This window comes from uncultured Nocardioides sp. (assembly GCF_902805925.1).
In the GTDB taxonomy this organism is placed as follows: Bacteria; Actinomycetota; Actinomycetes; order Propionibacteriales; family Nocardioidaceae; genus Nocardioides.
The window spans coordinates 1-14,010 of record NZ_CADCUP010000034.1 but is presented as its reverse complement, the minus strand read 5'-3'; the positions used below and the strand labels follow the sequence as shown (position 1 = coordinate 14,010).

Genomic DNA, 14,010 nt, shown 5'->3' with positions numbered 1-14,010 from the left:
CCCGCCCCGCGGACCACGGGGCGAGGCCATGTCGCCGTCGTTCTGGATCGCCGTGCCGGCCGCGTCGTCGGGTGAGCCCCGGTAGCGCTGCACCGGGAAGCCGCGCAGCTCCAGCTCGCCGATCGTCACGAACGAGCGCTCCGGCTCCGGCTCCGGCTCCGGGGTCGGAGTCGGCGTGTCCGTCGGCGTCGGCGTCGGGGTGGGCGAGGGCGCCTGTGACGGGGTCTGCGAGGACGCCTCGGTGACGGGCTCGTCCACCGGCGGCGAGGTCCGGCCCTCCCCCCGGGAGCAGCCGGTGGCCACGAGCAGCAGGCTCGTCAGCGCGCCCGCTCCTCTCCACGACATGGGTCCAGGCTAAACGCGGCGGACAACCCCCGTCCGGGGCCTCAGGCGGGGCGCCGGCCGCCCCACTGCACCCCGGTGACGCGCCAGTCGTCGTCGAGCGTGAGGAGGTCGGCCCGCAGGCCGGTCGACAGCCGACCGCGGTCGGCCAGGCCGAGCAGCCGCGCCGGCGTGGTCGAGGCGGCGCGGAACGCGCGGACCGGGTCGATCCCCGCGTGCACGATGCTGCGGCGTACGACGTCGGCGAGGTGCGCCGTGGACCCCGCGATGCTGGACGGCTCGGTGGCCGTGCGGGCCACGCCGTCGGTGACGCGCACGTCGAGCGAGCCGAGCCGGTAGGTGCCGTCGGGCATGCCGGCCGCGGCCATGGCGTCGCTGACCAGCACCACCCCGTCGGCGTGGTCGACGGCGAAGACCATGGCGACCGTCTCGTCGGCGAGGTGGGTGCCGTCGGCGATCAGCTCCACGCAGGCACCGCCCCGCGCCAGCGCGGCCAGGCCGGCCGCCACGGGCCCGGGGGACCGGTGGTGCAGGGGGGCCATGCCGTTGAACAGGTGGGTGACCAGCGCGACCTCGGGCATGGCCAGCGCCCGCGCGAAGGCGGCCGCGTCGGCGTCGGTGTGCCCCACGGCGACCAGCGCCCCGTGCCGGGCGAGGAGGCGTGAGACGTCGTCGGCACCGGCGAGCTCGGGCGCCAGCGTCATCATGCGCACCGTGCCGCGGCCCGCCTCCAGCCAGTCCTCGGCGAGCCCGGTGTCGGGATGCCGCAGCAGCGCGGGGTCGTGGGCGCCGCAGTGCCCGGCGCCCAGGAACGGTCCCTCGAGGTGGCTGCCGACCACCGACGATCCACCCGCCACCACCTCGGCGACCGCGGCGACGCCTGCGCGGACGTCGGCGGGCTCCGCGCTGACGAGGCTGGCCAGCATGGTGGTCGTGCCGTGCCGGAGGTGGTGCCGCCCCGCCGCCGCGACGTCGTCGGCGTGACCGGTCGTCACCGAGTGCCCGCCACCGCCGTGGCAGTGCAGGTCGACCAGGCCCGGGGCGATCGTGCCGACCCGGGCGGGGGTCGGGCCGGTCCAGCCGGCGGCCGGGCCGACGTACCCCAGGAGGCCGTCGACGACCTCGACCACGCCGTCCTCCACGACGCCGTCCGCGAGGACCAGGCGGCCGCGCAGCGCCGTGGCGGAGGCGGGTGAGGGGGGCACGGGTCACAGCATGGTGGATGCGAGCCGTCCAGCGCTCGAGCGGCGGCCGGTCGTCACCGGGTTTCTCCTAGGTTGGTGGCCATGAGCCACGACGCCGCCGACTATCGCTACGACACCATGGACTACCGCCACACCGGCCGCAGCGGGCTCAAGCTGCCGCCGCTGTCGCTCGGCCTCTGGCAGAACTTCGGCAACGACCGCTCGGAGGACACGCAGCGTGCGATCCTGCGCCGGGCCTTCGACCGGGGCGTCACCCACTTCGACCTCGCCAACAACTACGGGCCGCCGTACGGCCGGGCGGAGGAGAACTTCGGCCGCTACCTCGCCGACGACTTCGCGCCGTACCGCGACGAGCTGGTCGTCTCCACCAAGGCCGGCTACGACATGTGGCCCGGCCCGTACGGCCAGGGCGGCGGCTCGCGCAAGTACGTGCTGGCCAGCCTCGACCAGTCGCTGGAGCGGATGGGGCTCGACTACGTCGACATCTTCTACAGCCACCGCTTCGACCCCGAGACCCCCCTCGAGGAGACCGTGCAGGCCCTCGACACCGCGGTGCGCTCCGGCCGCGCGCTGTACGTCGGCATCTCGTCGTACTCCGCCGCCAAGACCGCGGAGGCGGCCTCCATCGCCCGCGAGCTCGGCACGCCGCTGCTCATCCACCAGCCGTCGTACTCCATGCTCAACCGCTGGATCGAGGCCTCCCACGACGGGCCGAGCCTCCTCGACGAGCTCGAGGACCAGGGCATGGGCTGCATCGTCTTCACCGCGCTGGCACAGGGCCTGCTGACCGACCGCTACCTCGACGGGGTGCCCGCCGACTCGCGAGCCGCCCGCGAGGGCTCCACGATCGCCGGGCTCGACGAGGCCGTGCTCGACCGGGTGCGGGCCCTGGACGAGGTCGCGCGGAACCGCGGGCAGAAGCTGGCGCAGCTGGCCCTCCAGTGGGCGCTGCGCGACCCCCGCGTGACGTCGGCCGTCATCGGCGCCTCGTCGGTCGAGCAGCTCGACACCAACCTCGACGCGCTGTCGTTCCCCGCGCTCACCGACGACGAGCTGGCCGAGATCGACAAGCACGCGGTCGAGTCGGGCGTCAACCTGTGGGCGAAGTCGACGGAGGAGTGAGACAGGGCGCCGCGTCTCGCAACACGCATGCTGCCGCCGGCCTTGGTAGATCATGGAAGCAGTCATCCGGCATCCGGGCAGGAACCGCGTGACCGGTCCCTGTGCCGCTACAGCGAGACCGACGAGCTCGAGGCGAGCAGGCTGCTGTCGCCTGGGGAGTCGGAGTCGCTCCTCGAGAAGATCGATGGCGCGCCGCCGTCCGGTGGCGGCCCCAGCTGCCTGCCACCCTTCCCCACCGTCGTGCTCGAGGGTGGCGCGTACGTCGCCCGTCGACGACTGTCGCGGTGTGGCCGAGCCGCGCACGTTCGAGGTGACGGATCCGACCCGGGAGCCTGTACAGGTGCCGTGACTCAGGCGCGGCGCCCGAACACCGGCCTGTCCACCCGCCGCTCGCGGTCGGAGCGCGCGAGCAGCTGCTCCCGGGTGAGCCCGGGGCCGGGGCCGTCGACGCGCAGGTTGAGGAAGAACTCATGGCCGACGGTGTCGGCGAAGAAGCACTCGCGCAGGGTGGTGTAGCCCAGCGCGTGGAGGTCCTCGACCAGCAGCCGCAGGTGGTGGGGCGAGAAGATCCAGTTGTGCACGTCGACGTACTCGCCGTCGGCCTGCGCGGCCACCTCGCGCACCTTCACCAGGTCGTGCATCAGGCGGTACTTGCCCTGGTGCCCCGCCGACCACGAGCCCGTGCTGCCGTGCCGGACCGCGTTGAGCGCGAACTCCGTCAAGGTGCCGACGGTGTGCACGCGCGGTGGGGCGATCGAGGTGTCGATGACCCGGCCGAGCGAGGACCGCTCCCGGAAGCGGTCGAAGGTGTAGCGGTGGTCGGGCACGACGAGCGCCAGCACGCCGCCCTCGGCCAGCAGCCCGGTGCACTCGTTGAGGAAGTCGATGAGCGACGTGGTGTGCTCCAGCACGTGCGAGGCCAGCACGAGGTCGAACCGCTCGTCGATCTCCTTGAGCATCGTGCCGTCGGGGGAGAGGACGTAGTCGACCTCCTCGATGCTGTCGGGGTCGTAGTGCTCGAAGTCGGCGTACTTGTCGACGAGCCCTGCCCGGTCGAGGTAGTCGACGGTCCTGGTGTCGAATCCCTCCCGCTTCGGCAGGATCGCGTGGTGCGCCGGCCCGATCTCCAGGAAGCGGCCGTCGCGCCGGGCCGAGGCGAACACCATGTCGCGTCGCGTCTCCAGCCGGGAGCGCTCGGGCTGCTGGGGCACCGGCGTCCGCTGCTCCTGCGGTCGGGGGCGGCGGAGCCGGCGGAGCCGGCGGCGCACCGGCTGCGGCAGCCGGGAGGCGAGGGTCTTGGTGAGGTCGGCCACGGGCAGACAGGCTACGCGGCCCGGGTGCCGTCGTGCGGGGCTGTGCGACGCTCCTCCACAGCGTCCGTCCGGGCACCGCGCCCGGCCGACCCGTCCGGCCGCGACGCCTCGCGCCTCCTCAGGCGAGCGGGTCGAGGGCGCCGTGCCCGGTGACGTCGGAGGCGAGCCGGCGCAGCTGGAAGCCGCCCTCGCCGAGCAGGTGGTCGAGCATCGTCAGGTGCGCGACGTAGGTGCCGACGGCGTACTCCGCGGTCATGCCGATGCCGCCGTGCAGCTGGATCGCCTCCTGGCCGATGTGGCGCCCCCCGCGGCTGACCTGCAGCGCCGCCCGCGAGGCGGCGTCGGCCAGCGCGGCGGGGTCGCCCTGGGCCACCACCATGGTGGCCCACTCGACCATGCTGTGGGTGAGCTCCTGCGAGACGTACATGTCGGCGGCCCGGAACGTCAGTGCCTGGAAGGTGTTCAGGGTGACGCCGAACTGCTTGCGGCTCTTGAGGTAGTCCGTGGTGGACCGCAGCGCCACCTGCATGGCGCCCAGGGCCTGGTTGGCGGCCATCACGCGGGTGATGTCCTGCACGGTCGCGATGCTGCTCGTGACGTCCTGGCCGGGGTGGCCGAGCGGCGTCGCGGCGGTGCCGTCGAGGCGCACCCGCGCGGCCCGGCTCCCGTCGTACGCCGCGTAGCCGCTGCGGTCGGCGTCGTCGCCGGCCACCAGGAAGAGGCCGGTGCCGCCGCCGGGCAGGGCCGCGCTGACGACCAGGACGTCGGCCCGGGCACCGTGGGGCACGGGCTCCTTCACCCCGGTCAGGCTCCAGGAGCCGCCGCCCTCGGTGGCGGTGACGGCCTCGGCCGTGGGTCCCCACCGGCGGCCGGGCTCGTCGTGGGCGAAGGCGAGCACGCTCTCGCCCGCCGACAGCGCGCCCAGCACCTCCTGGCGCTGCTCGGGGGTGCCGCACGCCGAGACCAGCCCGCCAGCCAGCACCACGGAGGTGAGGAAGGGCTCGGGCGCGACGACGCGGCCGATCTCGCGGCACACGATGCCGATCTCGACCGGGCCGGCGCCGACGCCGCCGTCCTCCTCGGCGAAGGGCAGGCCCAGCAGGCCCATCTCGGCCATCCGGGTCCAGAGCTTCTCGTCGAAGCCCGGGTCCTCGGCCACGGCCCGGCGCCGGGTCTCGAAGTCGGCGTACGTCCTCCCGACGAGGCCGCGCACGGCGTCGCGGAGGGCGACCTGCTCGTCGTCGTAGGTGAAGTCCATGTCAGTCCCTCTCAGAGGCCCAGGATCGTGCGGGAGATGATCTGGCGCTGCACCTCGTTGGAGCCGCCGTAGATCGAGGCCTTGCGCAGGTTGAGGTACACCGGGGTGGCGCGGCGGGCCCACCCCTCGAGGTCGGAGTCGTCGCCGGCGCCGCTGGCCAGCGAGCCGGGGCCGGCGAGGTCGACGACCAGCTCGCTCACGGCCTGCTGGAGCTCGGAGCCCTTGAGCTTGAGCACCGAGGACGCCGGGTGCGGCTCGCCCCCGGTGGAGTGGGCGGCGACCCGCAGGGCGGTGAGCTCGAGGGCGAGCAGCTCGTTCTCCAGCTCCGCGATCCGGGCGCGCAGCAGGGGGTCCTCGGCGACGACGTCGGCGGCCAGCTCCTTGGCGTGGGCGAGCGTGCGCTTGGTGGCGCCGACGGGGGCGACGCCGACCCGCTCGTTGCCGAGCAGGAACTTGGCGATGGTCCAGCCGCCGTTGAGCTCGCCGACGAGGTTCCGGGCGGGCACGCGGACGTCGGTGAACCACACCTCGTTGACCTCGTGGCCGCCGTCGATCAGCTGGATGGGGCGGACCTCCACGCCCGGCGAGGTCATGTCGATGAGCAGCATCGAGATGCCGGCCTGCTTCTTGACCTCCGGGTCGGTGCGCACGAGCGTGAAGATCCAGTCGCCGTGCTGGCCCAGCGTGGTCCAGGTCTTCTGGCCGTTGACCACCCAGTCGTCGCCGTCCCGCACGGCCGAGGTGCGCAGGGATGCCAGGTCGGAGCCGGCGTCGGGCTCGGAGAAGCCCTGGGACCACCAGATCTCCAGGCTGGCGGTCCTCGGCAGGAACTCCCTCTTCTGCTCCTCGGTGCCGAAGTGCGCCAGCACGGGCCCGATCATGGAGGCGTTGAAGGCCAGCGGCGCGGGCACGCCGGCTGCCTGCATCTCCTCGAACCACAGGTGGCGCTCGAGGTCCGACCAGCCGCGGCCGCCGTGCTCCTCGGGCCAGTGCGGCACCGCGAGGCCCGCGTCGTTGAGGATCTGCGCGCTCCGGACCATCTGCTCCTTGGTGAGCTCGCGGCCCTCGATCACCGCTGTCCGGATCTCCTCCGGCACCTGGGTGGTGAAGAACTCCCGCATCTGCGCGCGGAAGGCCTCGTCCTCCTCGGACAGCTCCAGCTGCATGCGCGCTCCCTCTCTCGTGACCCGTGAGTAGCTCTCGCGTGCATTCTGGCGGGTGGCCGGTGAGGACGCCGCACGGACCCTGGCGCGCACACCTGCGTGCGACGATCGCGGCATGGCTCCCCGACCCGACCGGCTCCCGCCCGGCGCCCTGGCGATGCTGCGCGAACGCCACCTCGCGACGCTGGTCACCCAGCGTGCCGACGGCTCCCCGCACGCCGTCCCGGTCGGCTTCACCTGGGACGAGGACGCCCACGTCGCCCGGGTGATCACCGACGGCGCGTCGGTCAAGGCCGCGAACGCCCGCCGCGGTGGCCGCGCCGCGGTCAGCCAGGTCGACGGCCGGCGGTGGCTCACCCTCGAGGGCCCGGTGCGGGTGCTCGACGACGCCGCGTCGGTGGCCGACGCCGTGGAGCGGTACGCCGGGCGCTACCGCACCCCGCGCGTGAACCCGACCCGCGTCGTGCTCGTCATCGACGTCGACCGGGTGCTCGGCGCGAGCTGGCCCGGGATCGACGACCCCGCCTGACGCCTACCCCGAAATCGGGGTGCGGCACCGCGCGGGATGCCGGAGAATCGTCGCTCGTGGGACACGTGGACGTCGCCGGGGTGCGGTACGAGCTGCCGGACGGGCGGGTGCTGCTCGAGGACGTCAGCTTCCGGGTCGGCGACGGCGCCAAGGTCGCGCTCGTCGGTGCCAACGGCGCCGGCAAGACGACGCTGCTGCGCATCGTCACCGGTGACCTCGCACCGCACGCCGGCGCGGTGACCCGCAGCGGCGGGCTGGGCGTGATGCGGCAGTTCGTCGGGCACGGGGGTGCCGACGAGACGGTCGCCGACCTGCTGCTCTCGGTCGCCCCGCCGGCCGTGCGCGCGGCCGCCGCGGAGGTCGACGCCTGCGAGCTGCGGCTGATGGAGCACGACGACGAGAAGACGCAGATGCGCTACGCGGGAGCCCTCTCCGACTTCGCCGACGCCGGTGGCTACGACATCGAGGTCCTCTGGGACGTGTGCACGACCGCGGCCCTCGGCGTGCCGTACGACCGGGCGAGGTACCGCGACCTGCGCACCCTCTCCGGCGGGGAGCAGAAGCGGCTGGTCCTGGAGTACCTCCTGCGCGGCCCCGACCAGGTGCTGCTGCTCGACGAGCCCGACAACTACCTCGACGTGCCGGGCAAGATCTGGCTCGAGGAGCGGATCCGCGAGTCGGCGAAGACGATCCTGTTCATCAGCCACGACCGCGAGCTGCTGGCCAACACCGCGACCCGCATCGTCACCGTCGAGCTCGGCAGTGCCGGCAACCTGGTGTGGACTCACCCGGGCGGATTCGCGTCGTACCACCAGGCGCGGGAGGAGCGCTTCGCCCGCTTCGAGGAGCAGCGCAGGCGCTGGGACGAGGAGCTCGCCAAGCTCAAGGCCCTGGTGCTGATGTACAAGCAGAAGGCCGCCTACAACGACGGGCTGGCCAGCCGCTACCAGGCCGCCCAGACCCGGCTGCGCAAGTTCGAGGAGGCCGGACCGCCGACCGAGCAGCCCCGCGAGCAGCAGGTGAGGATGCGGCTCACGGGCGGGCGCACCGGCAAGCGCGCGGTCGTCTGCACCGACCTCGAGCTGCGCGGGCTGATGCGGCCCTTCGACCTCGAGGTCTGGTACGGCGAGCGGGTCGCGGTGCTCGGCTCCAACGGCTCCGGCAAGTCGCACTTCCTGCGGCTGCTGGCCGCGGGCGGCAGCGACCCCGACGTCGAGCACCAGCCCGTCGGCGAGGTGGTGATCAAGCCGGTCGACCACACGGGCACGGTCAAGCTGGGGGCGCGGGTGCGACCGGGATGGTTCGTGCAGACCCACGAGCACCCCGAGCTGCGCGGCCGCACGCTGCTGGAGGTGCTGCACCGGGGCGACGCCCTGCCGAACGGGATGGGCCGGCAGGGGATGGGTCGCGAGCAGGCGGCGCGCGTGCTCGACCGCTACGAGCTCGCGCACGCCGGCGAGCAGCGGTTCGAGTCGCTGTCGGGCGGTCAGCAGGCCCGCTTCCAGATCCTGCTGCTGGAGCTGTCGGGGGCCACGCTGCTGCTGCTCGACGAGCCGACCGACAACCTCGACGTGCAGAGCGCGGAGGCGCTGGAGGCGGGGCTGGCCGCCTTCGACGGCACCGTGCTGGCGGTCACGCACGACCGCTGGTTCGCCCGCTCCTTCGACCGCTTCCTGGTGTACGGCGCGGACGGCTCGGTCTACGAGTCCGACGGGCCGGTGTGGGACGAGGGTCGCGTGGAGAGGGTCCGGTGAGCCTGGAGATCGTGCCGGTGCCGCTGGACGACGAGGTGCTCTTCTCCCGGTGGCACGCGACCTACGTCGCCGCGAACGTGCACGACGTGGGCCGGCACCACACCTGCTGGACGCTGCCCGAGCTCCGCGTGGCCTTCGAGCCCAACCGCGCCCGGGCGCACCGGGCGTTCGCCGGGATCGAGGGCGGCGAGGTCATCGTCTCCGGCTACCTCGGACTGCCGCTGCTCGACAACCTCGAGAGTGCGGGGCTCGAGGTGAGCACTAAGCCGTCGGCCCGGCGGCGTGGCCACGCCACGGCGATGCTCGCCGTGCTGGAGGAGGAAGCACGGTCGCGGGGCCGCACCCGTCTCGACAGCGAGGCGACCTTTCCCTACGACGCGGGGACCGCCGGCGCCGGCGTGCCGGCCGTGGCCTTCGCCGACCGGCACGGCTACCTGCTCGGCCTCAGCGACGTCCAGCGGGAGCTCCGCGTGCCGGTGGCCGAGGACCTGCTCGACGCGCTCGCCGCGGAGGCGGCGCCGCACCACGCGGCGTACCCGCTGCGCAGCTTCGTCGGCCGGGTGCCCGACGACGTCGTCGCGAGCCGGCTCGAGCTGGCCAACAGCCTGATGACCGAGGCGCCGACCGGAGAGATGGAGCTCGAGGTCGAGGCGATGGACCTCGAGGCCTTCCGCGAGTCGGAGGCCACACTGCACAGACAGGGCCGCGTGGCCTACCGCACGCTCGCGCTGGCGCCCGACGGCTCGGTCGCGGCGTACACCGATCTGGTCACGACCGTGCACGAGCCCGGGCGCGCCTACCAGTGGGGCACGCTGGTCCGCCGTGCCGACCGCGGGCACCGCCTCGGCCTCGCGGTGAAGGTGGCCAACCACCGGCTGCTGCAGCGCGAGCGGCCCGACATCGACCGGGTGACGACGTTCAACGCCGAGGTCAACGCCCACATGATCGGCGTGAACGACCGTCTCGGGTTCGTGCCGGTGGCCCGGCTGGGGGAGTTCCAGAAGCGGCTGACGGGCACGGCACCGACGTAGCCGCTGCAAGAACGACAACGCCCTGAGCGCTGCCGGTGATGAAGGATCGACGCCACCGACCCGATCGCGACCCTGGCCGGCAGCTTCCAGAGCGAGCTCGGCTGCGGGAGCGACTGGTCGCCGGCGTGCATGCGCGGCTGGCTCCAGGACCCCGACGCGACGGCACCTACCGCTTCGCCACCACGGCCATCCCGGGCGGCTCCTACGAGGTCAAGGTGGCGCACGGGCTGACGTGGGACGAGAGCCACGGCGAGGGCGGGTCGCCCACCGGGGCGAACATCGCCTTCGACGTGCCCGCCGGGGGTGTGGAGGTCGTGTTCACTTACGACATGGCCAGCCACGTCCTGGGCATCACCACCCGCACCGCGGGCGCCGCGCCCGACATCACCCGGCAGCGCGCGCAGTGGCTGCGCGACGACCTCGTCGCCTGGGACGTGCCCGACGCCGACCGGCAGGCGTACCGCCTGCACTGGTCGACCGGCGGCGACCTGGCCGTCGACGCCGAGGACGTCACGGGCGGGGAGTCGGTCGCCCTGACCCACGACCCCGCCGGGCTGCCGGCCGACGTGCTGGCGGACTTCCCCCATCTCGAGGGCTACGAGGCCTTCCGTCTCGGCCGCTCCGCCGCGCGGCGTGCCGGTGAGATCCTGCGGGGCCAGCTCGCCGTGGCGTCGTACGACAACCAAGGCAGGCTGGTGGACGCCACCGGCGTGCAGGTGCCCGGCGTGCTCGACGACGTCTACGGCGACGCCGTCGACGCCGACCTCGGCACGACGTGGCGCGCCGGCAGGCCCAGGGTGCGGGTCTGGGCCCCGACCGCGCAGGACGTCGACCTGCTCCTGTGGCGCGGCAGGGCCGACGAGCCCGCCAGGGTGGCGATGCGGCGCCGCTCCGACGGCACCTGGTCGGTCACCGGCGAGCGCGCCTGGCGCGGCGCGACGTACCTCTTCGACGTGCAGGTCTGGGCGCCGAGCGCCGGTGAGGTCGTGCGCAACCGGGTCACCGACCCCTACTCCGTGGCGCTGACGGCCGACTCGACCCGGTCGGTGCTCGCCGACCTGGCCGACCCCGCACTGACGCCCCGCGGCTGGTCGCGGCTGCGCCCACCCGCGGTCGCCCAGCCCGAGGACCGCAACGTCTACGAGCTGCACGTGCGCGACTTCTCCATCGGCGACGAGACGGTGCCCGCCGCCGAGCGTGGCACCTACGCCGCCTTCACCCGCAGCGGCAGCGCCGGCATGCAGCACCTGCGCCGGCTCGCCGACGCCGGGCTCAACACCGTGCACCTGCTGCCGTTCTTCGACATCGCCACGATCAGGGAGCGGCGCGCCGACCAGGCCACGCCCCCGTGCGACCTCGCGTCGTACGCCCCGGACTCACCCGAGCAGCAGGACTGCCTCGAGGAGGTCCGGGCGGCCGACGGGTTCAACTGGGGCTACGACCCGCTGCACTACACCGTCCCGGAGGGCTCCTACGCCACCGATCCCGACGGCGCCGCGCGCACCGTGGAGCTCCGCCGGATGGTGCAGGGCCTCAACGGCGCCGGCCTCCAGGTCGTGATGGACGTCGTCTACAACCACACCGCGGCCTCCGGCCAGGCGCCGCTGTCGGTGCTCGACAAGGTGGTGCCCGGCTACTACCACCGGCTGGACGCCACCGGCGCCGTCGAGACCTCCACGTGCTGCGCGAACACCGCGACCGAGCACGCCATGATGGAGAAGCTGATGATCGACTCGGTCGTCATCTGGGCTCGCGACTACAAGGTGAACGGCTTCCGCTTCGACCTGATGGGCCACCACTCGAAGCAGAACATGCTCAACCTGCGGGCCGCCCTCGACCGGCTCACCGTCCGCCGCGACGGCGTCGACGGCAAGGCGATCTACCTGTACGGCGAGGGCTGGAACTTCGGTGAGGTGGCCGACGACGCCCGCTTCGTGCAGGCGACGCAGAGGAACCTCGCCGGCACCGGCATCGGGTCGTTCAGCGACCGGCTCCGCGACGCCGTGCGTGGGGGCGGGCCGTTCGACGAGGACCCGCGGGTCCAGGGCTTCGGCTCCGGCCTCGCGGGCGACCCCAACGGCTCGCCGGCCAACGGCACGCCCGCGGAGCAGGCGGAGCGGCTGGCCCACGCCGAGGACCTCGTGAGGCTCGGGCTCGCCGGCAACCTGGCCGACTTCGCCTTCCGCGACTCCCGCGGGGAGACCGTGGCCGGCCGCGACGTCGACTACAACGGCCAGCCCGCCGGCTACGCCGCCGACCCCTCGGAGACGGTCACCTACGTCGACGCCCACGACAACGAGACGCTGTACGACGCGCTGGCCCTCAAGCTGCCGCCCGCGACCACGATGGCCGACCGGGTGCGGATGAGCACGCTGTCGCTCTCGACGGTCGCGCTGTCGCAGGGCGTGGTGTTCTGGCATGCCGGCACCGACCTGCTGCGCTCGAAGTCGCTGGACCGCAACTCCTACGACTCCGGCGACTGGTTCAACCGCGTCGACTGGACCCGGGAGGACAACACCTTCGGCTCGGGCCTCCCTCCGCGTCCCGACAACGAGGCGAAGTGGCCCTACCTGCAGCCGCTGCTCGCCGACCCGGCGCTGAAGCCGGGTCCGGCGGCGATGGACGCCGCCCACTCCCGGGCGCAGGAGCTGCTGCGGATCCGCATGTCCTCCAAGCTCTTCCGGCTCGGCTCGGCCGACGCGGTCCAGGCCAAGGTGTCCTTCCTCGACGCCGGGCCCGGCGTGGTCGCGATGCTGATCGACGACACGGTCGGCGACGACGCCGACCCCGAGCGGGACGGCGTGCTCGTGGTCTTCAACGCCACCCCGGACGCGACCTCGGTGGCCGGGACCGGAGACGGCTGGCGGCTCCACGAGGTGCAGGCCGCCGGCTCCGACGACGTCGTGCGCACCGCGACCGCCGCGGCCGGCTCGGTGGGGGTCCCGGCCCGCACGACGGCGGTCTTCGTGCGGTGAGTCAGGAGGTGGCGCCCTCGGCGTCCGAGTCGAGGGTCAGGTCCGCCGTGCTCTCCTCGCCGTCGCGGGTGTAGGTCACCGTCACCTCGTCGCCCGGGCGGTAGGAGCGCACAGTGGCGACCAGGTCGTCGGCGCTCTCGATGGGGGAGTCCTCGACCCGGGTGATCACGTCGCCCGACTCCAGCCCGGCCTCGCCCGCGGTGGAGCCGTCGGTGACCTCCCCGACGCGAGCACCGGTCTCGCCGGTCGGCTGGACCGGGTCGCCGGGCTGGGCGTCGGCCGGCACCGAGGCGTCCGAGACGGTGATGCCGAGGCGGGCGTGGGTGGGCGTCTCGCCCGCGATCATCTGGTCGACGATCGGCATCACCTCGTCGATGGGGATGGAGAAGCCGAGCCCGATGGAGCCCGCCCCGCCCTGCGTCGAGCTGGACGCGGTGCGGATCGAGGAGTTGATGCCGACGACGCTGCCGGTCATGTCGACCAGCGGACCGCCGCTGTTGCCGGGGTTGATCGCCGCATCGGTCTGGATCGCGGGATAGGTCGTGGCGTTGCCCTCGGAGTCGCTGCCCACGTTCACCGGACGCTCGAGCGCGCTCACGATGCCGCTGGTGACGGTCGCGTCGAGGCCGAACGGCGAGCCGATGGCGACCACCTGCTGACCGACGGCGACGTTACCCGACTGGCCGAGGGTGGCGGGCGTCAGCCCCGAGACGTCGTCGGCCCTGATCACCGCGGTGTCGGTCAGCGGGTCGGTGCCCAGCACGGTGGCGTCGGCGCGGGTGCCGTCCTCGAAGCCGACGCTGATCGAGCCGCCCGCGCCGGCCCCCTCGACCACGTGGTTGTTGGTCAGGATGGTGCCGTCGTCGCTGAGGATGATGCCCGAGCCAGATCCCGCTCCCTGGCTGCTGAGCACGTCGATCTTCACGACCGAGGGCAGCACCGCCGACGCCACCTCCTGCACCGAGCCGGCCTCGGCCGGCGCCTCGCCCTGGTCGACGACCGGGCTGGTGCGGGTCGCGACGTTCGAGGACGCCGGGGCGTCCTCGTCGTACCAGGCGTCGTAGGCCGCGGCGCCACCCAGGCCGGCGGCGCCGCCGAGGAGCAGGGAGGCGGTCACGACAGCCGCGGCGAACCCGCCCCGTCCGCGGCGCTTCTCGGTCGCCGCCGGCGGGGGAGCGGGGTGTGAGCCGGGGGCCGGGCCGAAGGCGCTGGTGGGCCGCTCGTCGGGGTCTGACTGGCCGTAGAAGCTGGGCGGTGGCGTGTCGTTCATGTTCTTTACGGTGCCCCCTCGGGCTGTGAACACGCTGAGACCGCCCTG

10 protein-coding genes and 1 pseudogene are annotated in these 14,010 nt (G+C 73.5%); 5 read left to right on the top strand and 6 right to left on the bottom strand.

The window, feature by feature from the left end; translation table 11 throughout:
* Both QZX64_RS01955 and QZX64_RS01950 read right to left on the bottom strand, forming a co-directional pair.
* Positions 1–345: pseudogene (locus QZX64_RS01955) on the bottom strand (hypothetical protein); the annotation flags it as partial.
* A gap of 41 nt (positions 346–386) precedes the next feature.
* Complete coding sequence (locus tag QZX64_RS01950; protein ID WP_295656494.1) at positions 387–1,547, bottom strand: N-acetylglucosamine-6-phosphate deacetylase; 1,161 nt, start codon at positions 1,545–1,547, stop codon at positions 387–389.
* Between the two features lie 81 nt (positions 1,548–1,628).
* Between QZX64_RS01950 and mgrA the strand changes: the two genes are divergently transcribed.
* The gene (gene mgrA, locus QZX64_RS01945; RefSeq protein WP_295656493.1) at positions 1,629–2,669 is read left to right on the top strand and encodes an L-glyceraldehyde 3-phosphate reductase; all 1,041 of its coding nucleotides are present in this window, start codon (positions 1,629–1,631) and stop codon (positions 2,667–2,669) included.
* A 350-nt stretch (positions 2,670–3,019) separates the two neighbouring features.
* Here the strand turns inward: mgrA and QZX64_RS01940 are convergent, their stop codons facing one another.
* The 3 genes from QZX64_RS01940 to QZX64_RS01930 all read right to left on the bottom strand — a co-directional run bounded on the left by QZX64_RS01940 (position 3,020) and on the right by QZX64_RS01930 (position 6,406).
* Positions 3,020–3,982 carry a bifunctional 2-polyprenyl-6-hydroxyphenol methylase/3-demethylubiquinol 3-O-methyltransferase UbiG gene (locus QZX64_RS01940; RefSeq protein ID WP_295656492.1) on the bottom strand — a complete coding sequence of 321 codons (963 nt, stop codon included), beginning with the start codon at positions 3,980–3,982 and terminating at the stop codon, positions 3,020–3,022.
* 118 nt (positions 3,983–4,100) lie between these two features.
* Positions 4,101–5,240 carry an acyl-CoA dehydrogenase family protein gene (locus tag QZX64_RS01935; protein WP_295656491.1) on the bottom strand — a complete coding sequence of 380 codons (1,140 nt, stop codon included), beginning with the start codon at positions 5,238–5,240 and terminating at the stop codon, positions 4,101–4,103.
* Positions 5,241–5,251: 11 nt separating this feature from the next.
* Positions 5,252–6,406, bottom strand: a complete 1,155-nt coding sequence (locus QZX64_RS01930) for an acyl-CoA dehydrogenase family protein (protein WP_295656490.1) — start codon at positions 6,404–6,406, stop codon at positions 5,252–5,254.
* Positions 6,407–6,518: 112 nt separating this feature from the next.
* Here QZX64_RS01930 and QZX64_RS01925 point away from each other — a divergent pair, with 112 nt between their 5' ends.
* From QZX64_RS01925 to pulA, 4 genes are all read left to right on the top strand, one after another.
* The gene (locus QZX64_RS01925; protein ID WP_295656489.1) at positions 6,519–6,932 is read left to right on the top strand and encodes a PPOX class F420-dependent oxidoreductase; all 414 of its coding nucleotides are present in this window, start codon (positions 6,519–6,521) and stop codon (positions 6,930–6,932) included.
* Positions 6,933–6,988: 56 nt separating this feature from the next.
* Positions 6,989–8,686, top strand: a complete 1,698-nt coding sequence (locus QZX64_RS01920; protein ID WP_295656488.1) for an ABC-F family ATP-binding cassette domain-containing protein — start codon at positions 6,989–6,991, stop codon at positions 8,684–8,686.
* The gene (locus QZX64_RS01915) at positions 8,683–9,717 is read left to right on the top strand and encodes a GNAT family N-acetyltransferase (RefSeq protein ID WP_295656487.1); all 1,035 of its coding nucleotides are present in this window, start codon (positions 8,683–8,685) and stop codon (positions 9,715–9,717) included. The genes QZX64_RS01920 and QZX64_RS01915 overlap by 4 nt, the downstream gene beginning before the upstream one ends.
* 125 nt (positions 9,718–9,842) lie before the next feature.
* On the top strand, positions 9,843–12,692 hold the full coding sequence (pulA, locus tag QZX64_RS01910; protein WP_295656486.1) for a pullulanase-type alpha-1,6-glucosidase: 2,850 nt from the start codon (positions 9,843–9,845) through the stop codon (positions 12,690–12,692).
* 1 nt (position 12,693) lies between these two features.
* Here pulA and QZX64_RS01905 read toward each other — a convergent pair whose 3' ends face one another.
* On the bottom strand, positions 12,694–13,962 hold the full coding sequence (locus tag QZX64_RS01905; RefSeq protein ID WP_295656485.1) for a S1C family serine protease: 1,269 nt from the start codon (positions 13,960–13,962) through the stop codon (positions 12,694–12,696).
* Between the last annotated feature and the right edge of the window lie 48 nt (positions 13,963–14,010).